Origin of the sequence: Kocuria rosea, from assembly GCF_023715525.1 — a bacterium.
GTDB classification, from domain to species: Bacteria; Actinomycetota; Actinomycetes; order Actinomycetales; family Micrococcaceae; genus Kocuria; species Kocuria rosea_A.
The window spans coordinates 13,623-33,949 of sequence record NZ_JAMBOG010000025.1; the positions used below are offsets into that span (position 1 = coordinate 13,623).

The 20,327-nt window shown below is 73.9% G+C and carries 20 protein-coding genes and 1 tRNA gene; 14 read left to right on the top strand and 7 right to left on the bottom strand.

The genetic code is table 11. The features are described 5' to 3' along the window. Positions 1-89: 89 nt before the first annotated feature. The gene (locus tag M3185_RS14580) at positions 90-1,472 is read left to right on the top strand and encodes a TIGR01777 family oxidoreductase (RefSeq protein ID WP_251334406.1); all 1,383 of its coding nucleotides are present in this window, start codon (positions 90-92) and stop codon (positions 1,470-1,472) included. 81 nt (positions 1,473-1,553) lie between these two features. Here M3185_RS14580 and M3185_RS14585 read toward each other — a convergent pair whose 3' ends face one another. Beyond that, positions 1,554-2,447, bottom strand: coding sequence for a YsnF/AvaK domain-containing protein (locus tag M3185_RS14585; RefSeq protein WP_251334407.1), 894 nt, complete (start codon positions 2,445-2,447; stop codon positions 1,554-1,556). A 148-nt stretch (positions 2,448-2,595) separates the two neighbouring features. Between M3185_RS14585 and M3185_RS14590 the strand changes: the two genes are divergently transcribed. From M3185_RS14590 to M3185_RS14610, 5 genes are all read left to right on the top strand, one after another. Then, positions 2,596-2,859: a PLDc N-terminal domain-containing protein gene (locus M3185_RS14590; protein WP_251334408.1), complete on the top strand. Its 264-nt coding sequence runs from the start codon at positions 2,596-2,598 to the stop codon at positions 2,857-2,859. A 47-nt stretch (positions 2,860-2,906) separates the two neighbouring features. Continuing rightward, positions 2,907-3,590: a tetratricopeptide repeat protein gene (locus M3185_RS14595; RefSeq protein ID WP_251334409.1), complete on the top strand. Its 684-nt coding sequence runs from the start codon at positions 2,907-2,909 to the stop codon at positions 3,588-3,590. Further along, positions 3,587-4,543 carry an aldo/keto reductase gene (locus tag M3185_RS14600; protein ID WP_251334410.1) on the top strand — a complete coding sequence of 319 codons (957 nt, stop codon included), beginning with the start codon at positions 3,587-3,589 and terminating at the stop codon, positions 4,541-4,543. Before M3185_RS14595 ends, M3185_RS14600 begins: the two co-directional genes overlap by 4 nt. Positions 4,544-4,964: 421 nt before the next feature. Then, complete coding sequence (locus tag M3185_RS14605; RefSeq protein WP_251334411.1) at positions 4,965-6,392, top strand: MFS transporter; 1,428 nt, start codon at positions 4,965-4,967, stop codon at positions 6,390-6,392. Further along, the gene (locus M3185_RS14610) at positions 6,392-8,257 is read left to right on the top strand and encodes a bifunctional sugar phosphate isomerase/epimerase/4-hydroxyphenylpyruvate dioxygenase family protein (protein WP_251334412.1); all 1,866 of its coding nucleotides are present in this window, start codon (positions 6,392-6,394) and stop codon (positions 8,255-8,257) included. Before M3185_RS14605 ends, M3185_RS14610 begins: the two co-directional genes overlap by 1 nt. Positions 8,258-8,430: 173 nt before the next feature. On the opposite strand, the gene M3185_RS14615 is transcribed toward M3185_RS14610, so the two are convergent. Beyond that, positions 8,431-8,907, bottom strand: a complete 477-nt coding sequence (locus M3185_RS14615; protein ID WP_251334413.1) for an acyl-CoA thioesterase — start codon at positions 8,905-8,907, stop codon at positions 8,431-8,433. Between the two features lie 158 nt (positions 8,908-9,065). Here M3185_RS14615 and M3185_RS14620 point away from each other — a divergent pair, with 158 nt between their 5' ends. After that, positions 9,066-9,701: a YdcF family protein gene (locus M3185_RS14620; RefSeq protein WP_251334414.1), complete on the top strand. Its 636-nt coding sequence runs from the start codon at positions 9,066-9,068 to the stop codon at positions 9,699-9,701. Between the two features lie 13 nt (positions 9,702-9,714). Here M3185_RS14620 and M3185_RS14625 read toward each other — a convergent pair whose 3' ends face one another. Further along, entirely contained in the window at positions 9,715-9,966 is a 252-nt protein-coding gene (locus M3185_RS14625; protein ID WP_251334415.1) for a hypothetical protein, read from the bottom strand. A gap of 45 nt (positions 9,967-10,011) precedes the next feature. Between M3185_RS14625 and M3185_RS14630 the strand changes: the two genes are divergently transcribed. Continuing rightward, complete coding sequence (locus tag M3185_RS14630) at positions 10,012-10,299, top strand: hypothetical protein (RefSeq protein ID WP_251334416.1); 288 nt, start codon at positions 10,012-10,014, stop codon at positions 10,297-10,299. Positions 10,300-10,335: 36 nt separating this feature from the next. Here the strand turns inward: M3185_RS14630 and M3185_RS14635 are convergent, their stop codons facing one another. Continuing rightward, positions 10,336-11,100, bottom strand: a complete 765-nt coding sequence (locus M3185_RS14635; protein WP_251334417.1) for an alpha/beta fold hydrolase — start codon at positions 11,098-11,100, stop codon at positions 10,336-10,338. A gap of 153 nt (positions 11,101-11,253) precedes the next feature. Here M3185_RS14635 and M3185_RS14640 point away from each other — a divergent pair, with 153 nt between their 5' ends. Beyond that, positions 11,254-12,036 carry a metal-dependent hydrolase gene (locus M3185_RS14640; RefSeq protein WP_251334418.1) on the top strand — a complete coding sequence of 261 codons (783 nt, stop codon included), beginning with the start codon at positions 11,254-11,256 and terminating at the stop codon, positions 12,034-12,036. Positions 12,037-12,040: 4 nt separating this feature from the next. Here M3185_RS14640 and M3185_RS14645 read toward each other — a convergent pair whose 3' ends face one another. Further along, entirely contained in the window at positions 12,041-12,898 is an 858-nt protein-coding gene (locus M3185_RS14645) for a formate/nitrite transporter family protein (protein ID WP_251334419.1), read from the bottom strand. Between the two features lie 148 nt (positions 12,899-13,046). Here M3185_RS14645 and M3185_RS14650 point away from each other — a divergent pair. The 3 genes from M3185_RS14650 to M3185_RS14660 all read left to right on the top strand — a co-directional run bounded on the left by M3185_RS14650 (position 13,047) and on the right by M3185_RS14660 (position 15,357). Next, positions 13,047-13,133 (top strand) — tRNA-Leu (locus tag M3185_RS14650). Positions 13,134-13,397: 264 nt separating this feature from the next. Next, on the top strand, positions 13,398-14,354 hold the full coding sequence (locus tag M3185_RS14655) for a helix-turn-helix transcriptional regulator (protein ID WP_251334420.1): 957 nt from the start codon (positions 13,398-13,400) through the stop codon (positions 14,352-14,354). Positions 14,355-14,403: 49 nt separating this feature from the next. Further along, positions 14,404-15,357, top strand: a complete 954-nt coding sequence (locus M3185_RS14660; RefSeq protein ID WP_251334421.1) for a helix-turn-helix transcriptional regulator — start codon at positions 14,404-14,406, stop codon at positions 15,355-15,357. Positions 15,358-15,435: 78 nt separating this feature from the next. On the opposite strand, the gene M3185_RS14665 is transcribed toward M3185_RS14660, so the two are convergent. Then, entirely contained in the window at positions 15,436-16,467 is a 1,032-nt protein-coding gene (locus tag M3185_RS14665; RefSeq protein WP_251334422.1) for an SDR family oxidoreductase, read from the bottom strand. Positions 16,468-16,655: 188 nt separating this feature from the next. On the opposite strand from M3185_RS14665, the gene M3185_RS14670 reads away from it, so the two are divergent. After that, a complete protein-coding gene (locus M3185_RS14670; protein ID WP_251334423.1) occupies positions 16,656-17,546 on the top strand; it encodes a ribonuclease Z in 891 nt (296 codons plus the stop codon). A gap of 85 nt (positions 17,547-17,631) precedes the next feature. Here M3185_RS14670 and M3185_RS14675 read toward each other — a convergent pair whose 3' ends face one another. Then, a complete protein-coding gene (locus M3185_RS14675) occupies positions 17,632-18,801 on the bottom strand; it encodes a M14 family zinc carboxypeptidase (protein WP_251334424.1) in 1,170 nt (389 codons plus the stop codon). A gap of 269 nt (positions 18,802-19,070) precedes the next feature. Between M3185_RS14675 and serA the strand changes: the two genes are divergently transcribed. Next, the gene (gene serA / locus M3185_RS14680) at positions 19,071-20,279 is read left to right on the top strand and encodes a phosphoglycerate dehydrogenase (protein ID WP_251334425.1); all 1,209 of its coding nucleotides are present in this window, start codon (positions 19,071-19,073) and stop codon (positions 20,277-20,279) included. Positions 20,280-20,327: the final 48 nt, after the last annotated feature.

Here is a 20,327-nt window from a genome sequence, read left to right on the forward strand (position 1 = left end):
GGCGCCCGGGAGGGGCCCGGGGGGGGACACGGCGCGGCCCGGGGCCGGGGTCCTGGACGAAGCGGGGCAATGGGAGTTGAGTGACTGCCATGACCACCTTCACGAACACCACCCGTGTGCCCCACCCGGTCGAGGACGTCTTCGGGTGGCACGCCCGGCCCGGCGCCCTCACGCGGCTCACCCCCGCGTGGGCGGGCTCCGTGGTGGAGGAGTCCTCGCCCCCGCTGCGGGACGGCACGCGCTCGCGGCTGCGGATCGCGGTGCCCGGCTCGTACGGGCTCGCCTCGGTGCCCTGGACCGCGGAGCACCACGGCTACGTGCCGGACCGGGAGTTCCGCGACCGCATGGTCAGGGGGCCCCTCGCCTCGTGGGAGCACCGGCACCGGTTCGACGACGACGGGAACGGCGGGACCGTCGTCACCGACACGGTCCAGTACGCGGCCCTGCCCGGCCGCCGGCAGTTCGGGGACCGGTTCATGGCCTCCACCCTGGCCCGGCAGTTCGAGGCCCGCTCCCGCCGCCTGCTCACGGACCTGGAGTTCCACGCGCGCTACTCCTCCCGCCCGCTGACCGTGGCGGTGACGGGGGCCTCCGGCACGATCGGCAGCCAGCTCGCCGCGCTGCTGAGCACCGGCGGGCACACCGTACTGCGCCTCGTGCGCCGCCCAGCCCGCACACCGGGGGAGATCTCGTGGGACCCCCGGACCGGGGAGCTGGACGCGGCGGCGCTGCGGGGCGTCGACGTCGTCGTCAACCTGGCGGGGCGCAGCATCGGCGGGCGGCTCACCGACCGCGCCAAGGAGGAGATCCACGACTCGCGGGTGCGCGGCACCCGCCTGCTCGTGCGCGCGATCGCCGAACTGGGCGAGGACGCCCCGGCCGCTCTGGTCAGCGCCTCCGCGATCGGCTACTACGGTGCCGACACCCACGGGGAGACCGTCACGGAGAAGTCCTCCCCGGGGGACGACTTCCTCGCCCGGGTCTGCGTGGCCTGGGAGGAGGCCGCGCAGGAGGCGCAGGCGTCGGGCACCCGGGTGGTGGCCGTGCGCACCGGGATCGTCCAGACCCCCGCCGGCGGCGCGCTGAAGGCCCAGCTGCCCCTGTTCCTCGCGGGGCTGGGCGGCCGGCTGGGCTCCGGGACGCAGTGGCTGAGCTGGATCTCCCTGGACGACGTCGTGGGGCTGTTCGCCCACGCCGTCCTCTCCCCCGCCCTGCACGGGCCGGTCAACGCCGTGGCCCCCATGCCCGTGACGGGCGGGGACTACGCCCGGACCCTCGGCAAGGTCCTGGGCCGGCCCGCCCTGCTGCCGACCCCGGGGTTCGGCCCGAAGCTCGTGCTCGGGTCCGAGGGCGCGCAGCTCATGGCCCTGGCGGACCAGAAGGTCTCGGCGGACCGGGCCATCGACCGCGGCTACCGCTTCCGCCACCCGGACCTCGGCTCGGCGCTGCGGGAGGAGCTGGGCCGCTTCTGAGATCCGCGCCGTCCGGGCCGCGACGGCACGGACCCCCGCCGGCACGGGGCCGGCAGGGGTCCGGAGAGCGGGAGGAGAGGCTCAGACCTCCTCGACGTCGACGCGCTCCTGACGCACGGTGTCCTCGACGACCTCCGTGCGCTCGGTGCGGCGCACGACGAGGCGGACGCGCTCGTAGGGCACGCGGACGGTCTGCACCACGGGCACGTCCCGGTAGAGGATGACCTCGTCCTCGCCGAGGGGCAGTTCCTGCCCGTCGAGGAAGGCCTGGCGCTCCTCGTCGGTGATGGGGGTGCGGACCTCCTCGACGTCCTCGGACACGAGGGTCTGCTCGGCGCGGGCCGGCTCCTCGACCACGTACTTGCGCAGCCGGACCCGCCCGGACTCCACCTGCTCGGTGCCCACGCGCAGCCGCTCCTCGTGGCGCACCACGGAGGCGCCCCCGTCATCGCGTGCGAGGCCGGCTCCGGCGTCCGCCCCGCCCGGGGCGGACGGCTCGCCGACCGGTCCGTCGGCCGAGTGCCGGCCGGTGACCGGCTCCTGCTCGACGGCCCGCTCCCCGGTGCCGGTCGTGGTCGCCGCGGCGGGCCCGTCGGCCGCGTGCCGGCCCCGCTCCTCGCCGACGCTCTCGTGGCGGTCGCCGGCCGTGGCGTCGGCGCCCGTGAGCGACTCGCCGGTGGCGCGCACGCCGGGGCCGGCGTTGCGGCCGGCGTCGTCGCCGTGGCGGTCGGCGTCGTCGTCCCCGGCGTCGATGTTGTAGGCGGGAGCGCCACCGCGCGGGTCGCGGGTGTCGGTGGCGCCGGTGGTCGCAGAGCCGCCGATGTCGCCGTTCTCGCGACCGTAGGCGTTGTGGTCCCAGAGCTCGGTGGAGGAGCTGGGCGGGTGGAGCTCCACGCCGGAGTCGTCCTGAGCGGACCGGCCCGGACGCCCCGCGGGGGAATCCGGGGCGAACGTGCGCTCGTCGGAGGTGGACATCGTTGGCACTCCTCGGGTCGACGCTGGTGGTCACTACATTATCAGCAGGGTGATCGCCCCCGGCCAGCCCCTCTCCGGGGGACGGCCGTGCGCGCCCCCCGGCGGGTCCGCCCTTGTCCGGTCGCCCCCGCGGTGCCAGTATCGATGCATGAGCACGTGGACCGTCCTCGCGGCCGCCGGGACGAACCCGCTGGTTCCCCAGGCGGGGGAGAACGCGGTGACAGCAGCCGGCGCGGTCGTGGTCGCGCTGATGGCGTCCGCGACCGTCTCGCTGCTGCGCACGCCCGGCCAGGACCAGGTCCTGCGCCTGCTCTGGCTGCTCGTGATCCTCGCGTTCCCCGTGGCCGGCGCGGCCCTGTGGTTCGCCCTCGGCCGCCGCGCCCCCCGCCCCCGGGACTCGCACCCGGCGTAGCCCCACCGTCCGCCCCGGTGGAGGACCCGGCACAGAAAGGAATCCGCATGAGCCATTCCCAGGACGGGCACGGGTTCTTCACCCGGGCCCTCGACGCCGAGGACCGCGGACGGCTCGACGAGGCCGAGACCGCCTACCAGCAGGCCATCGTCCTGTTCGAGGAGGAGGGCGACGCCCTGCAGGAACAGGCCGCGTGCCACTACAACCTGGGTCACCTCTACCTGGGGATGAACCGGCCCGGCCGCGCGGTGACCGCCTACGAGAACGCCCTCGGGCTCTTCGGGAGGATCTCCGGCAGCGGACGGCACAAGGCCCGCACGCACCTGATCCTGGGGAGCCTGCTGCTGGAACTGGACCGCCCGCGCGACGCCGAGGGACACCTGCTCGACGCGCTCGGCCAGTACCTCGACACCCCGCACGAGCCGCAGGACCAGGCGCAGTGCCACGTCAACCTCGCCCGGGTCTACGAGCTCGGCGACCGCTCCTCCCAGGCGCTGGCCGCCTACAACCGGGCGCTGGACTTCTACCAGGAGACCGAGGGCACGGCCGGCGACCAGGCCGAATGCTTCACCGCCCTCGGGCGCCTGTACGAGCGGGCCGGCCGGATGAAGGAGTCCGGCTCGGCCTACACGGCCGCCGCCCGCCTGCGCTGGGCCGCCGAGCAGCAGCGCCGGGAGCAGGAGGACCCCACGCGGGACGCCGGGGTGCCGGAGGGCGAGGAGCGCCCTTGAGCTCCCGACTGATCTACGGCTGCATGACGCTCGGCGGGTCGTGGGACGACGGCCCGCTGGACGCCGCGACGGTGGACCGGGCCCGGGCGGCGGTGCGCGCGGCGAGAGCGGCCGGCATCACGGAGTTCGACCACGCGGACATCTACGCCCACGGCAAGTCGGAGGAGGTCTTCGGGCAGCTCCTCGCGGAGGATCCGGAGCTGGGCCGCGGGATCACCGTCCAGACGAAGTGCGGGGTGCGCCTGCCGGGCAACACCACCGCCCCGGGCGCCCCCGCGCACTACCGGCTGGACCGGGACACCATCCGCCGCAGCCTCGAGGGCTCGCTGCAGCGGCTCGGGCTCGACTCCGTGGAGCGGCTGATGCTCCACCGCCCGGACCCCCTGGCCGACCCGCGCGAGGTCGCGGCCGCGCTGGACGAGCTGCGCAAGGAGGGGCTGATCCACTCGGTGGGTCTGTCCAACATGTCCGTGCGCCAGGTGTCCCACTACCAGCAGCTGTTGGCCACGCCCGTCACGGCCCTGCAGCTGGAGCTCAGCCTCCGGCACCGGGGCTTCGTGGAGCACCAGATCCTCGCCAACCAGACGGAGGCCGCCACCCAGCCCTTCTCGGAGGGGACCCTGGAGTACTGCGCGGCCAACGGCGTGGAGGTGCAGGCGTGGGGCGCCCTGGCCCGGGGCCTGTACACCGGCGCCCCGATCCCGCCCGAGGACCGGCACGCCGCCGCCACCGCGCAGACCGTCCACGGGATCGCCCGCGCGCACGGGGTCTCCGGGGAGGCCGTGGTCCTCGCGTGGCTGATGAGGCACCCGGGCGGGATCCGCCCGGTCGTCGGGACGACGGAGCCCGAGCGGATCGCCGGGTGCGCCCAGGCCGAGGCCCTCTCCGCCCGGCTGGGCCACGAGGAGTGGTACGCCCTGCTCACCGCGGCCCGCGGCGAACCCATGCCCTGACCGGGACCGTCCGCCCGACCGCGCCCGGGAGCTCCCGCCCCCTCCGGGCGCGGCGCGCTCGTGCCCGCAAGCTTCATGGGTCCGCACCGGCCCGGCGGCGCGGGCGCCCCCGCGCGCCGGCGCCCTCGCCCGCCCCTGCCGTGGCGCTCGTTCCCGCGCCGCTCGGCGAGGCCGCCCCGCCCCGGCGCACCGAGCAGCGGACACGTGCCGCCGACCGGCTGACCGGAGAGCCCGGAAGCCTTCCCCGCCGGACCGCCGGGACGTCGCACCGCGCGTTCACGGGGCGGCCCACGGTTCGCGGCGCAGTTGACATGTGTGGTGCACCACAGAGACCATGATCACATAACAAAAACTGTTGCCACAATGTGGAAACCGATGCCCGCGGGCTCCCGCATGTTGTGGACCGAGAGAAGGACACCTCATGAGCGCAGCCGCGACGACCGGTGCGGCCCCGGCCGCCCGCGTCAAGACGCCGAGGAGGGCGGCCCTGGCCAGCTGGATCGGCTCGGCCCTGGAGTACTACGACTTCGCCGTCTACGGCACCGCCGCCGCGCTGGTGCTCAACCACCTGTTCTTCCCCGCCGAGACCTCCCCGGCAGTGGCGATCCTGCTGTCCATGGGCACGGTGTGGGTGGCCTACGTCGTCCGGCCCCTGGGGGCCCTGGTCATGGGCCCGCTGGGAGACCGGCTGGGGCGGAAGTTCGTGCTCATGCTCACCCTGTTCCTGATGGGAGCCGGCACCTTCGCCGTCGGCTGCCTGCCCACCTACGACCAGGCCGGGCTGCTGGCCCCGGCCCTGCTCGTGACCTGTCGAATCATCCAAGGGCTGTCGGCCTCCGGGGAGCAGGCCAGCGCGATCTCCGTCTCCCTCGAGCACGCCCCGGAGCGCCGCCGGGCCTTCATCACGAGCTGGACCCTGCAGGGCACCCAGTTCGGCACCCTGCTGGCCACGGCCGTGTTCATCCCCTTCACCCTGGTCCTCACCGAGGAGCAGCTGTTCAGCTGGGGCTGGCGGGTCCCGTTCTGGCTCTCGGCCGTCGTGGTGGTCGTGGCCTACCTGATCCGCCGCCACCTGGAGGAGCCGCCCGCCTTCGAGCTGACCAGGGCTGAGCTGCCCAGCGAGAAGCCGGCCACCCCGCTGTCGCTGATGTTCAAGTACCACAAGAGCGCCGTGGCCCGGATCGCGTGCGCGGCGATGATCAACACCGTCAACGTGGTGTTCCTGGTGTGGTCGCTGTCCTTCGCCACCTCCGTGGTGGGCCTGGAGCGCTCGAGCATGCTCTGGGTCTCCGTCATCGCCAACGCCGTGGCCCTGCTCGCGATCCCCGCGGCGGCCGTGGTCGCCGACCGGGTCGGGCGCAAGCCGGTGTTCCTCACCGGGGCGGCCGGCGCGGCAGCCATGATGTACCCCTACCTGGCCGCCGTCCACGCCGGGAACTGGACGTTGATCTTCCTCCTCGGGGCCGTCATGTCCGGGTTCTTCTACTCGATGGCCAACGGCATCTGGCCCTCCTTCTACGCCGAGATGTTCCCCACCCGGGTGCGCGTGACCGGCCTGGCCCTGGGCAGCCAGATCGGCTTCGCGGTCTCCGGCGGCTTCGCCCCCGTGCTGGCCAGCTCCCTCGCCGGAGCCGAGGGGGACAACTGGCTGGGCGTCGCGGGCTTCGTCACCGGCGCCTGCCTGATCGCTGTGGTCGCCGCCCTGACGGCCAAGGAGACCAGGGACAAGACCCTGGAGCAGATCGACGCCCTGCACACCTCCCGCACCGAGGCCGGCGAGCTGCCCGCGCCCGTCGTCCGGGGCGAGGCGCAGGCCGAGGCTGCGACGCCGGCGGGAGCCGTCCGCTGATGCGCACCTCGATCGCGACCGTCTGCCTCTCGGGCACCCTCGAGGAGAAGATGCACGCCGCCGCGGCGGCCGGCTTCGACGGGATCGAGGTCTTCGAGCAGGACCTCGTCGTCTCCCCCTCCTCGCCCGAGCAGATCCGCTCCCTGGCGGAGCGGCTGGGCCTGACCCTGGACCTCTACCAGCCGTTCCGCGACGCCGACGCCGTGGGTCCCGAGCAGTTCGCCGCGAACCTGCGGCGCGCCGAGGCCAAGTTCCGGCTGATGAACCGGCTGGGCACGGACACGATGCTCGTGTGCTCCAACGTGGCCACCGCCGAGTTCGACGACGACGCGCTCATGGCGTCCCAGCTGCGCGAGCTCGGGGAGCTCGCAGCCCGCTACGACGTGCGGCTCGCCTACGAGGCGCTCGCGTGGGGGAGGTTCGTCAACGACTTCGAGCACGCCCAGCGGATCGTGGACCTCGCCGACCACCCCAGCGTGGGCACCTGCCTGGACAGCTTCCACATCCTCTCCCGCGGCTGGGACCCCGCGCCGATCGAGGGCATCGCGGCGGAGAAGATCTTCTTCGTCCAGCTCGCCGACGCGCCGCTGCTGAGCATGGACGTGCTGTCGTGGTCCCGCCACCACCGCGTGTTCCCGGGCGAGGGCGACTTCGACATGGTCGGCTTCATGACCCACCTCGTGCGCGCCGGCTACGACGGGCCCGTGTCCCTGGAGATCTTCAACGACGCCTTCCGCCAGGCGGACGTCAACCGCACCGCCGTGGACGGGCTGCGCTCGCTGCGCTGGCTCGAGGACCAGACGCGGCGCGCCCTCGAGGGGGAACCCGTCCGGGACCCCCTCGCCCTCCAGGCGCTGCCCGCGGTCGAGGAGCCCAGCGGCTACGACTTCGTGGAGATCCGCACGGGCCGCCTCGGGGAGACCACCCGCCTGCTGCACCAGCTGGGCTTCGCCCTGGGCGGGCACCACCAGTCCAAGGAGAACGTGCAGCTGTGGGTCCAGGGCCCGGTGCGGATCGTCGTCAACGACGCCGTGCCCGAGGGGTCGCCCACCGGGATCGCGGCGCTCGGCTTCGACGTCGCGGACCCGGACGCCGCCCTCGAGCGGGCCACGCGCCTGAAGGCCCTGCCCGTGCCGCGCTCCCAGCGCGCCGACGAGCAGGTGCTGCGGGGGGTCTTCGCCCCGGACGGCACGGAGGTCTTCTTCTGCGCGGGCGGGGGCAGCGGCGTCCCGGCGTGGCTGGGCGAGTTCGGCGCGGACGAGGAGCCCGACGCCGGGGGCGTCGTCACCGGGGTGGACCACATCAACATGGCCCAGCCGTGGCAGCACTACGACGAGGCCGTGCTGTTCTACACCTCGGTGCTCGCCCTGGAGGCGCAGCCCGCCCAGGACGTCCCCGGCCCGTCGGGGCTGGTGCGCAGCCAGGTGATGCGCTCGGCCAGCGGCGCCGTGCGGATGCCGCTCAACGTCGCCCCGGCCGCCGCGGAGCAGGGCTCCTTCGTGGGCGCTGCCTATCCGGAGCACGTGGCCGTGGCCTGCACGGACGTCTTCGCGGTGGCCCGGCGGGCCCGCCGCCGGGGGCTCGAGTTCCTGCCGGTGCCGCAGAACTACTACGAGGACCTCGACGCCCGCTTCGACCTGGACGACGCGTTCCTGGCGTCCCTGCAGGAGCTGAACCTGCTCTACGACCGGGACGCCGACGGCGAGTTCCTGCACTTCTACACGGGCACCCTCGGCACGGTGTTCTTCGAGGTGGTCGAGCGCCGGGGCGGCTACGCCGGCTACGGGGCGCCCAACGCCCCGGTCCGCCTGGCCGCGCAGTACCGGCGCTCGCAGGCCGCGCAGCGCCCGCGGTCGCAGTCCTGAGCCGGTCCCGCCCCCCGGTCGCCGAGTTCCCATCCCGGTCGCCGAGTCCCCGAGGTGCTCGCATTCCCCCACGAACGATCATGGGGAAATGCCAGTGCCTCGGGGACTCGGCGCATCGCACAGGACCGGGTCGGGAGGGGCGGCGCAACGTCCGGCGGATCGAGCCGGCGGGGTCAGCGGAAGACGGGCGCTCCGGCGTAGGGCGCCAGGATCTCCTGCTGCCCGGGCGTGATCCGCAGGACCGTGCCGGTGGCGGGGACGAAGAACGCGAGCTGCGTCTCGGCGCGCACGCAGGTGCGGCGCGTGACGACGTCGATGATCTCGAAGCCCAGCACGAGGGCCCCGCCGCGGGCCGAGACCACCCACACCCGGACCTCGACCGGCGCGTTGCGGTACTCGAGGGCCCGCAGGTACTTGATCCGGTGCTCGCTGATCAGCGCCTGGGTGCCCTCCGGCAGCTCCGAGAAGAACGGGATGAGCGGGGGCTCCACCTGGTCACCAGTGCCCACGGGGACGCCGAGCGCGGCGATCCGGGCCTCCTCCAGGAGCCGGACGACCTCGACGTTGTTGACGTGACCGTACGGGTCCATGTCGCCCCAGCGCATCGGGATCCGGCACAGCACGCCCTGCTCGGTGCCCGTCGTCGTCATGCGATTCCCTCCTGCGCGTCCCGTGCTGTCCCGGCGTCCCGGTGCCCCGGCCGCCCCTCAGCCTAGTCGGCGCGCCGTCACGAAGTGACCGCACCGGGCGGGCGGTGCGAGGATCGGGGCAGCCGCCGCCCGCCCGGGCCGGCCACGGAAGGACCACCATGAGCACTGCCACGACCCACCGGCCACGGCACCGCACCGCCCGCCGGGCCCGCCGCGTCGCCGCGGTCGTCCTCGGCGCCGCCCTCGTGTGGCTGCTGGCGTGCTGGGCCGTGCTCCAGCACCCCCGGGTGGACCCTCCCGTGCCGTCGGACGCCCTGGTGGTGCTGGGTCCCCACGACCCGATCCGCATGGCGGAGGCGTTCCGGCTCATGGAGGCGGGGACGGCGCCGGTCCTGGTGGTGGCCACGCCCGATCCCCGCTCGGTACGGCCCCCGGAGCACCGGCGCTTCATGGAGCAGAAGCGGTTCTGCGCCGAGGACCGCGGCTACGAGGTGATCTGCTTCCCGCCGGACCCGTCCACGACCCAGGGCGAGGCCCTCGAGCTGCGGGAGCTCGCCGCGGCGCGCGGGTGGGACCACGTCAGCGCGCTGACGTTCCGCCAGCACGTGCCCCGGGCTCGCCTGCTCCTGGAGCGCTGCTATCCCGGGCGCCTGGACGTGCTCTCCTTCGACTACCCGCTCGGGCCCCTCGGCGTCCTGCACCAGTTCCTCTACCAGCCCGGCGGGTTCGTGAAGGCCTGGCTCACGCCCGGCTGCGACCAGCAGCTGCCCGGGGAGCCCAAGTCCCTGGACTGAGCACCGGCCGGCCTCAGCCGCCGCGGTCGGCGAGGTCCCGAACCCAGTCGACGGCACGCCGGTCGCTCTCGGTGGAGGTCGCGTGCGCGTCGTCGCGCCCGGAGAGGACGTCCGCGGCGGAGGGCCGGGGCGAGCCAGGGCGATGGGCCCGCGGCGTCTGCGCGAGCTCGGTGATCCACGTCTCGGTCTCCACGCCGCGGTGGGCGTCGGCCGCCAGGCGCGCCCGGGCGGCTGCGGCGGTGAGCGGGTCCACGGGGTCGGTCATACTCCCAGTCTTCCCCCGGCGGCCCGCCGGGGGAAGACTGGGGCGGTGAGCGATCTCCAGTGCCCGGCTACGGCCGTCCTGCTCAACGACGCCGCCCCCTCCCCCGCGTGGCTCGCCCGGCTGCCCGTGGCGGAGCGTCTCACGGCCCGCGGGGCGCGGGAGGTGGTCCGGCTCGTCGAGGACACGGCCGACCTGTTCCGCGGCGAGACGTTCGTGGTGGCCGCCCCCGCCGAGGACGTCGCGGCGGCGCTGCGGGATCGGGGCGTGGGCGGGAGGGCCCCCGTCGTCGTCGAGGTGGACTCCGCGGGCTGGCGGCGGGTCCCCGCGCCCTGACCCCACCCCGGGCGGCGCCGGGCGGGACGACGGCGCTCAGTCCCGGGCGTCGCGCTCGATCTCGTCGGCGATCCAGCCGTGGACGATCCCGGCGAAGGTGTGCGGGTCGGTGAGCACCCCCATGTGGGCGGTGTCGGTGACGATCCGGGTGACGTGCCGCTCCTGCGGGTCGAGGGCGTCGACGGCGGGGTCGTCGTCCCCCTGGACGAGCAGCACCGGCAGCTCGGTGTGCTCCAGGAGCAGCCGGGTGCGGTCGGGGCGGTCCCGCATGGCCGCGAGCGTGCGGACCACGGCGGCGGCCGGCCAGTCGCCGGCCTGCCGGAGCGCCGCCCCGACGTCCTGCGCCCGGGCGTCCCCGCGGAACGTCTTCGGCATCTGCCGGCGGGCGTACTCGGCCACGCCGTCCTGCCCGACCATGGCGATGCCCTTCTCGCGGCCGGCCCGGGCCTTGTCGTCGTCGGCCGCCGGGGTGCTGTAGGCGAGCACGGCGTGGCTGATCCGCCCGGCGTGCTCCTCGAGGGCGGCGGCCAGCACGTAGCCGCCCAGGGAGTGCCCCACCCACGCGCACCGCTCGACGCCCTCCGCGTCGAGCACCTCGCAGACGAGGTCGGCGTAGTCCGTCAGGCCGACGGCCCCGTCCGGCAGGTCGCCACCGGCCACGCCCGGCAGGTCCACGGTGATGACGTCGTGGAAACGCTCGAGCAGCGGGCGCGCCCGGTCCCACAGCCGCTGGGTGCACAGCAGGCCGGGGATCAGCAGGAGCGTCGGGGCCCCGGAGCCGGAGCGGGAGTAGCGGAGCACGGCGGCGTCCTTCCTCGGGAAGATGCGTGGTGCCCAGCCTACGGCGCGCCGATCCCCCGTTTTGGTGCCGTCCCGGCCGCCCCCTAGTGTTTCCGCTGGTGAGGACCGCCCGGACCCCACCGCATCCGGAGATCCGAGGAGGACATCACTTCCATGATGGGACCGAGCCACGCGGCCTGCGGGGCGGCCGCGTGGGTGGCGCTGACGGCCGACTACCAGTTGCACCTGCAGGACGTGGTGCTGCCGATCGGGTGGGGGCTCGTCGACGTCGGCGACGCCGGGGTCCTCACCGGTGCGCTCGTGACCGCCGGCGCGGCGCTGCTGCCCGACCTCGACCACCCGGGCGGGACCGTGGCCCGGTCCCTGCCGCCGCTGTCCACGGGCCTGGCCCGGCTGGTCTGCCGGATCTCCGGCGGTCACCGGCGCGGCACCCACTCCCTGCTCGGCGTGGCCGCCTTCACCGGCCTCGCGGCGCTCGCACAGAGGGCCGGGGTGCCGGTCCAGGGCTTCGGGGAGGTGTGGCCGCTCGCGGCGATCATGTCCGTGCTGCTCATCGCCTTCGCCGTGAAGGTGCTCGCGTTCGTGCCGGACCGGGTCGCGAAGCTCAACTGGGCGGTGGGCATCGGGCTGGGCGTCGCCGTGGGCGTGTACCCGCCGGCGCACGAGTGGTGGTTCCCGCTGGCGGTGGGCACCGGCGTGGTGGCCCACCTGGTCGGGGATCTGCTGACGACGCGCGGCATCCACCTGTTCTACCCCCTGCGGATGCCGCTGCCCCTGCCCCGGGCGCTCTACAGGAACCGGTCGTTCCTGGCGGTGCCGGTGCTGGGCAACGCCGGGTCGGCCATGGAGCTCGCGCTGCTCGCGCCCGTCACCCTCTTCGTCCTGTGCGGGCTGTGGACCGCGTTCACGCTGTCGACGGGGCTGACGGTCACCTGAGACCTCAGATCGGCCGGCCCTGCTCGGCGCGCTTGCGGTCCTGCTCGGCGCGCTCCTCCTGAACCAGCTCGAGCGTGCGGAGCAGGCGGGGCAGGGTGATGACCACGAGCCCGCCGACCATGTTCAGCGGGATGACCCACAGCGCCCAGAGGGCCCACTCCCCGTAGGAGATCGGCGCGCCCGTGTGCATGGCCGCGAAGAGGACGATGGAGTTGAGCGCGCCGTGCAGCATCCCGGTGCCCACCACCAGGAAGCCGCTCATCACGGCGATGAACCCGGTCACCACGTCGTTCTGGGTGCCCTGGGCCATCCGGGTGGTCAGGGTGATGGTGCTGCCCGCCAGCACCGCCAGGGCGGCGGTCTCGAGGGTCAGCCCGCCCTCGAGGTAGCCATGGGCCGTCTCCAGCAGGGTGGCCGCGAGGTCCGGGAACGCCAGGGCGATCAGCCAGGTGAACAGCCACCCGCCCACGAGGTTGGTCACGAGGGTGACCGCCCACAGCCGCAGGAGCTGCAGCCAGGTGCCGTGCCGGGCGACGACCGCCTGGATGGGCACGAGGAAGTCCTCGGTGAACAGCTCCGAGTGTGCCAGGCGCAGGGCGAACAGCCCGATCCCGAAGGCCGCCCCGGCCAGCAGGGGGGATCCCGTGGCCTCCTTGACCGCGAGCATGGCCATGATCCCCAGACCCACGTCGACGCCGCCGAACAAGCCCGTGATCACCAGGGCCCGCCACGTCCGGCTGAGACGTTCCGCCCCCTCGGTGACGGTGCTGTGGAACGCCTCGGCGAGCTCGTCCTCCACCGGGTCCTCGGTCTCACCGAGCTCCCGGCGCTTGTCCTCGAGATCCTGCTGGTCGGGTTCCATGTCCGCTCCCCTGCTCGACGCCGCATCCCCGGGCCGGGGATGCGGCAAGCTTACTGATGGTCGGTGCCGGCGGCGATTGGCCAACGGGGAGAACTCCGGGTAGGATAGTCGTCGTTGCTCACAGCGGGTCACTGCTGGGAGTCGATGAGCGCGAGTGGCGGAATAGGCAGACGCGCACGGTTCAGGTCCGTGTGCCCGAAAGGGCGTGGGGGTTCAACTCCCCCCTCGCGCACCACGGGGTTCCACGCAACCCACGAGGTGTCGTCGAAGGCCGGCCGTCCGGAGAGATCCGGACGGCCGGCCTTCGCATTTAACGACTGGCCGGGCCGCGGTCAACACCCACGCCTGCCCCTGGGCCGCGGCGCACTCCGAGCTCCTCCAGGTCGTGGGCCGCACCGTGGGCGCGCACGGGCTGATCCGCAGGGCCGACCCCGGCGCGGGGCCGGTCGCGCCGGGGACGGTATCGACGGGGCCACGGCGGGGCCGTACCCTGCTCAATATGGGGGATCAGGTCCGGCGGTCCGTGTTCACCACCCGCGACTCGACCGAGGGCCTCGCCGTGCTGGAGAAGACCCTCGCGCTGCGGGCAGTGCCCGCGGACGCGGACGGGGCGTTCTACCTGGCCCTGTCCTGGGCCGGCACGGGACCGGTGACGTACGGACGACTGCGCCTGGGCGGCTCCTCGGTCGTCGGGTCGTGGGAGGACGCCGGGGTGGTGCGGGTCGGGCAGGTGCTCGAGGGCGTGCTCAACGCCACCGGCGGCCGGGACCGCTTCCCGCACCGGGGCCCGTTCCTGTTCCCCCAGCACGCGCACACCAGCCGCGGGGAGGACTTGGACCTGCTCACCGTCTCCCTGGACGCCGCGGCGGTCGAGGACCATGCCCGGGGACTGCTGGGGGCCGACTCGTTCCGCCTGCAGTTCACCGGCACCCGCCCGGTGTCCGCGCCCATGGCCCGGTACTGGCTGGGGGCAGTGGCCCACCTGCACCGCAATCTGCTGCCCAACGAGCAGGTGATGAGCAGCCCGCTGCTCCGGGCCGAGATGGTCCACTCCCTGACCACCGCGCTGCTGCACACCTTCCCCAGCACGTTCCTGACCCAGCCGCCGGCCGTCGAGGGCCGCGGCCCCGCCCCGACCGCGATCCGGCGGGCCGTGTCGTTCATCGACGCCCACCTGAGCGAGCCCATCGGGGTGGCCGAGATCGCCGAGGCCGCGAGGATGAGTCCGCGCGGCCTGCAGGCGGCCTTCCGCCGCGAACTGGGCACCACCCCGATGGCCCATCTGCGCACGGCGCGCCTGGAGTCCGCCCACCGGGACCTGGTCGCCGCCGACCCCACCACGGGGGTGACGGTGGCGGCCATCGCCGCCCGGTGGGGCTTCACCCACCAGGGACGGTTCGCCGCGGCCTACCGGCAGCGCTACGGGCAGGCCCCCACCACCACCCTGCGCGGCTGACCCGATGCGCCGGCCCCGCCCCGACCTCCAAAGATCCCAGGGAGTGCCAGTGCCCTCGACCCGGCTCCACCTGCACGTGTCGACCACCGACCCCGAGGCCGCCAACGAGGCCCTGCGGCAGGTCTACTCCCGGGCGCGCATGGGGACGATCGACGACCCGTCCTCGTTCCTCTACCGCCAGGAGGTGCACGGGGACTCCGAGCTCACCCTGGGCCGGCTGACCTTCCGCGGGAGCATCGCCGGGCACATGGTGCTGGAGGAGAATTTCTCGGTCGTCCTTCCCCGCAGCGGGTCGCTCGACTGGGAGATCGCGGGCCGGAAGGGCAGCGGCCTGAGCCTGTTCATGGTCCAGCCCGCCCAGGACTACTTCGGTGCGGTGGACCGGCTCGCCGTGGACTCGGTCAATCTCAGCCGCCCCGCGCTGCAGGACACCGCCCGGACCGTCTTCGGTGACGAGCGGCTCGAGGTCGCCTTCGAGCACCCCCGCCCGGTCTCCCCGGCGCGGGAGAAGTACTGGCGGACCACCTACGACTTCGTCCAGCAGGCCCTGGCCGATCCCGCCGTCGCCGACGTGCCGCTGCTGCGGGCCGATCTGCTGCGCCAGATCTCGGTGGCCACCCTGGAGACCTTCGCCCTCTGCGGCGACGTGCAGGCGCGGCGGGCCTCGACGGCCGCCCGCCAGGCCGCCTACCGGCGCGCCGTGGAGTTCGTGGACGCCGCCGTGTCGCTGCCGATCACGGTCGAGGACATCGCCCGCCACGTGGGCCTGAGCACCCTCGAGCTCACCCGGGCGTTCCGCTCCCACGCCGGCACGACCCCGGCCGCGCACCTGCGTGGGCTGCGACTGGCAGCCGCGCACGAGGACCTGGTGCACGGGGATCCCGCCGAGGGACACACCGTGGCCGAGATCGCCGCGCGCTGGGGGTTCGCCCACCCCGGCGACTTCGCCCGCCGCCACCGTCAGGCCTACGGGGAGAACCCGGGACGCACGCTGCGCCACTAGGTCCCCTCCGCGCCTCGTCGCCGCGTCCATGGACCTGCGGAGCCGCCGGGCCCCGTCGCCCGGCGGGTCTGCAGGTCGTCAGCTGCCGTCCCGGCGCCCGAGCGCGGCCGCCACGGCGGCCAGCGCGCCCCCGGCCAGCAGGGGCTTGACCCGCGGATGGGTCTGCACCCACGTGTAGGCGCTGAACCGCCGGGCGCGGGAGCCGAAGTCCCCCTCGGCGCGGTCCTCCTGCTCCCGGGGGGAGTACAGGGTTCCCGGCGCCCCGCCCGGCGCCGGCTCGGTGCTGCGCTCCAGGGGGACGATCCGGGCCAGGAGGGCGTCCATCAGCCGGGGGGCCAGCATCTGGCCGGCCGTCATCAGCCGGGCGGCCCCGCCAGCGTAGAGGTCGCGCACCGGGTGCTCGGCGGCGTGGAGGACGCAGTCGGCCACCACGGCCGGCTGGTAGATCGGCGGGGCCCCGGTGGGCTCGACGTCCATCGTGTGGGCCGCGTTGGTGAAGAACGGCGTGTTGATGGTGCCCGGCTTGATGCTGGTGACCGAGATCGGGACCCCGTCGGCCAGGAGGTCCCGCCGCAACCCGTCGATGACGCCCTCCACCGCGTGCTTGGAGGCGCTGTAGGCGCTGTGCCGGGGCAGGGAGACCATGCTCTCCACGGAGGAGACGGCGATCAGCGCCCCGCCCCCGGCCTCGCGCAGGCGCGGCAGGGCGGCGAGCGCCCCGTGGACCTGGCCGAGGTAGTTGATCTCCATCAGCCGCCGGAACTCCTCGGGCAGGGTCTCCTCGAAGGACGCGTGGACGAGCACGGCTGCGACGTTGACCCAGGTGTCGATGCGCCCGAACGTGCGCACGGCGGTCTCGGCCACCGCCTCGACCTGCGCGTGGTCGACGACGTCGCACACGACGTAGGCGCCCTCTGCCCCGAGGGCGGTGATCTCGGCCACCAGTGACTGCAGCGCCGGCTCGCTGCGGGCGGCGACGACCAGCTTCGCGCCCCGCCCGGCCAGCCGCAGCGTGCTCTCCCGCCCGATGCCGCTGGAGGCGCCCAGCACGACGACGACCTGCTCCGAGATGGGCCTCAGCTGCATGGTCTGCTTCATGGCCTGCTTCATGGTCTGCGCTCCTGTCCGTGGCGGTCAGCCCTCCCCCGGGGGCGCCCCAGGGGCGGCCCGGGGAGGAGGTCTTCCTCCACCGTAGGCAGTGGCCGACCCGACAGCAAGGTTGCTGACGGGTTTCCCGGGGGCGGCGGAGCTCCCGGCTCGATCGCCGCGGGCCGGGCCCGGGTGACACACTCGGTGCCATGCGTGAGCTCGTCGTCCTCGGCACCGCCTCCCAGGTCCCGACCCGGACCCGCAACCACAACGGATACCTGCTGCGCTGGGACGGCGAGGGCCTGCTCTTCGACCCCGGCGAGGGCACGCAGCGGCAGATGATCCACGCGGGCGTCCCGGCCGGGCGGATCACGCGCATCTGCCTCACCCACGTCCACGGCGACCACTGCTTCGGACTGCCCGGCGTGCTCTCGCGCATGGTCCTGGACGGCGTGGCCCACCCCGTGCACCTGCACTACCCCGCCTCCGGCGAGGACGTGGTCCGGGCGCTGGTGTCCGTGGCCACCCCGGGCCTGGACCTGCGGCTGCACCCGCACGCCGGTCCCGGGCCGGTCGCACCGGGCCTGGAGGTCCGGGCCCTGCACCACCGCGTCGAGACCTACGGCTACCGTCTCGTCGAGCCCGACGGCCGCACGCTGCTGCCGGAGAAGCTCGCGGCGGCCGGGATCGCGGGCCCGGACGTCGGCCGCCTGCAGCGCGAGGGAAGCCTGCGCGGGGTGCGCCTGGCGGACGTGAGCGTGCCGCGGCGCGGCCGGCGCTTCGCCTTCGTCATGGACACGGCGCCGTGCCCGGGCGCCGAGGAGCTGGCCGAGGGCGCCGACCTGCTGGTGGCCGAGTGCACCTTCGCCGACGACGAGGCCGGGCTCGCGGCGCAGTACCGCCATCTCACCGCCGGGCAGGCCGGCGCGCTGGCCGCCGGGGGCGTCGGCACGCTGGTCCTCACCCACTTCTCGTCGCGCTACGCCGACGTCGCCCCGCTCGCCGGGCAGGCCCGGGCCCGCGCCGGCGGGGCCACCGTCGTGGCGGCCCAGGACCTCGACCGGATCCCGCTCCCCCGGCGCCGGCAGCTCCCGTCCTGAATCCGAGGACCGGCGGACGGAGCGGCCCAGCGCAGCGGGAGCCATGGAACCGGCCACCGTGGACGCCGCCGGCGCCGCGCGGGGCTCAGCCCACCGGGATCGTGCCGGCGTAGTCCGTGCTGTAGCCGGTGACCGGCTGGTGCGGGATCTCCTCCCAGCGCTCCGGGTCCTCCTCCTGGACCTCACCGGTGGCCACGCCGAGCAGCAGCTCCTTCACGGCCAGCACGTTCTGCCGGATGCTCTTGCCGCGGGCCCTCTGGCCCAGGCTGCCGTCCGAGGTGTTGCCGGAGGTCTCGAAGAAGACCACGGGGTTCGAGTGGCCCTCGGGGTTCATCCCGCCGTGGTCCAGGCCCGTCATCATGGCCGAGACCACGCCGCCCTTGATGTCGATCTCGTAGCTGCCGCCCACCTGGTACCGGTCCATGGTGATGGATCCGTACTTCGCGAGCTCGTCGTACACGTGCACGTGCATCTGCCGGGTGAGCACATCGTAGGCGCCGCCCCGGATCCCCGGCAGCGTGGGTCCCCCGGGGGCGAGCGAGATGCCGAGGGACAGGGTGACGTCGTCGCCCGTGCCCGCCTGCTGCTTCAGGCCCTGGTGGTGGATGTCGATGCCCCAGGCCGGGTCCACCGTCGTCCAGTACTCGTAGAAGGCCAGCGACTCGTCGGCTGCGAAGCCGGTGGGCGTCCAGTCACGGTTGAGGTCGACGCGCTGCGGCGTCCCGTCCTGCGGGGCATCCGCCACCTGGTCCCACAGCACGGTGTGACGGATGTTCGCCTCGGCGCCGTCCGGGTTGTACATCGGGATGACGTGGAAGGTGAACTTCTCGCGCAGCAGCTCGTACTCGGGGGACCCGTTGGTACCCAGGTCCCTGAGCAGGGCCAGCAGCGCGTCGGTGCCGTAGGGCTCGTTGCCGTGGATCCGGCCCTGGAGCCACACGTGCTCCTCGCCGCTGCCGACCGTCGCGACCCACAGGTCACGGCCCTGCTCGGACGTGCTCACCGTCATGCCGGCCTCGGCCAGGGTGAAGGCGTCCACGCCGTAGCGGCCGGTCCGTTCGAGCTGCTGCAGCTCCTGCACCACGTCGTCGTAGGTGAGGATGCTGGAGATGCTGGTCCTTCCCTCGGCGGAGGGGAAGTTGGCGTCGGCGGCGGGAGCCGCGGCGCCGAGGGGAAGGGCGACGGCGAGCGCCGCTTCCGCCGCAAGCAGGCGTGAGGAGCGGGACGGAGCGGGTGCGAGGTGCTGAGGGGTCACGGACTGGTCCTTCGGGGGGAGGAACGGGGCTGCGGCGCGGGGCCCGCCGGTGCGGGCCCGGCGCCGGAGCGGGGGTGCTCGTGATGCTGGTCACAGACGCACATGCGCGTCACGCTCCCGGGGGCACGTCCCGGAAGTCCTGTCCGGCGGCACCCCGCCGGGGCGTGAGCGCTCCCGCCGCCACGGCACGTCGTGAGGTGACCCGCCCGGGCAGGGAAGCGGCGGGCGGCTTCGTCGTCCGGCGCGTCGGAGCCATAGACTGGGGGACTGTGAAAGCACTGCTGCTGGAGAACATCCATCCCGAGGCCGAACGCATCCTGACCGAGAAGGGGATCGAGGTCGAGACGCGCAAGGGGGCCCTGGACACCGGGGAGCTCGTCGAGGCCCTCGACGGGGTCGAACTGCTGGGCATCCGGTCCAAGACGCAGGTGACGCGTGAGGTCTTCGAGGCCCACCCGAACCTGCTGTCCGTGGGCGCCTTCTGCATCGGCACGAACCAGATCGACCTGGCGGCCGCCACCGAGCACGCCGTCACGTGCTTCAACGCCCCCTACTCCAACACCCGCAGCGTGGTCGAGCTCGCGGTCGCCGAGATCATCTCCATGGCCCGGCACCTGACGGACAAGAACAAGGCCATGCACGAGGGCGTGTGGGACAAGTCCGCCAAGGGCGCCCACGAGGTCCGCGGCCGCACCCTCGGCATCGTGGGCTACGGCAACATCGGCTCGCAGCTGTCGGTGCTCGCCGAGACGCTGGGCATGCGCGTCTACTACTACGACATCGTGGACCGCCTGCCGCTCGGCAACGCCCAGCGCTGCGAGACCCTCGACGAGCTGCTGGAGAAGGTCGAGACCGTCTCCCTGCACGTGGACGGCCGCACCGGCAACGACAACATGTTCGGCCGGGAGCAGTTCGAGCGGATGCGCCCCCGGTCCCTGTTCCTCAACCTGTGCCGCGGCATGGTCGTGGACTACAACGCCCTGCGCGACGCCCTCGTCAGCGGGCACATCGCGGGGGCGTCCGTGGACGTGTTCCCCAACGAGCCGAAGTCCACCGGGGACCCGTTCAGCTCGGTGCTGCAGGGGCTGCCCAACGTCATCCTCACCCCGCACATCGGCGGCTCCACCGAGGAGGCCCAGGTGGACATCGGCCGGTTCGTGGCCGGCAAGCTCGCCTCCTTCGTGTCCTCCGGCTCCACGACCCTGTCGGTGAACATGCCGCAGGTCCAGCTCGACAGCGCCGTCAACGGCACCCGCCTGCTGCACCTGCACCGCAACGTGCCCGGCGTGCTCGCCACCGTCAACAGCGTCCTCGGCGACCACGGCATCAACATCGACCGCCAACAGCTGTCCACCCGTGGGGACACCGGCTACCTCGTCACCGACGCCGCCAACAGCGGCAGCCCGGACATCATCCAGGAGGTCATCCGGGAGATCCTGGAGCTGCCCGAGACGATCCGGCTCAGCACCATCAACTGACCGGCGCGCCCGTCGCCACCAGCCCCCCGTCGGCCTGCCGGCGGGGGC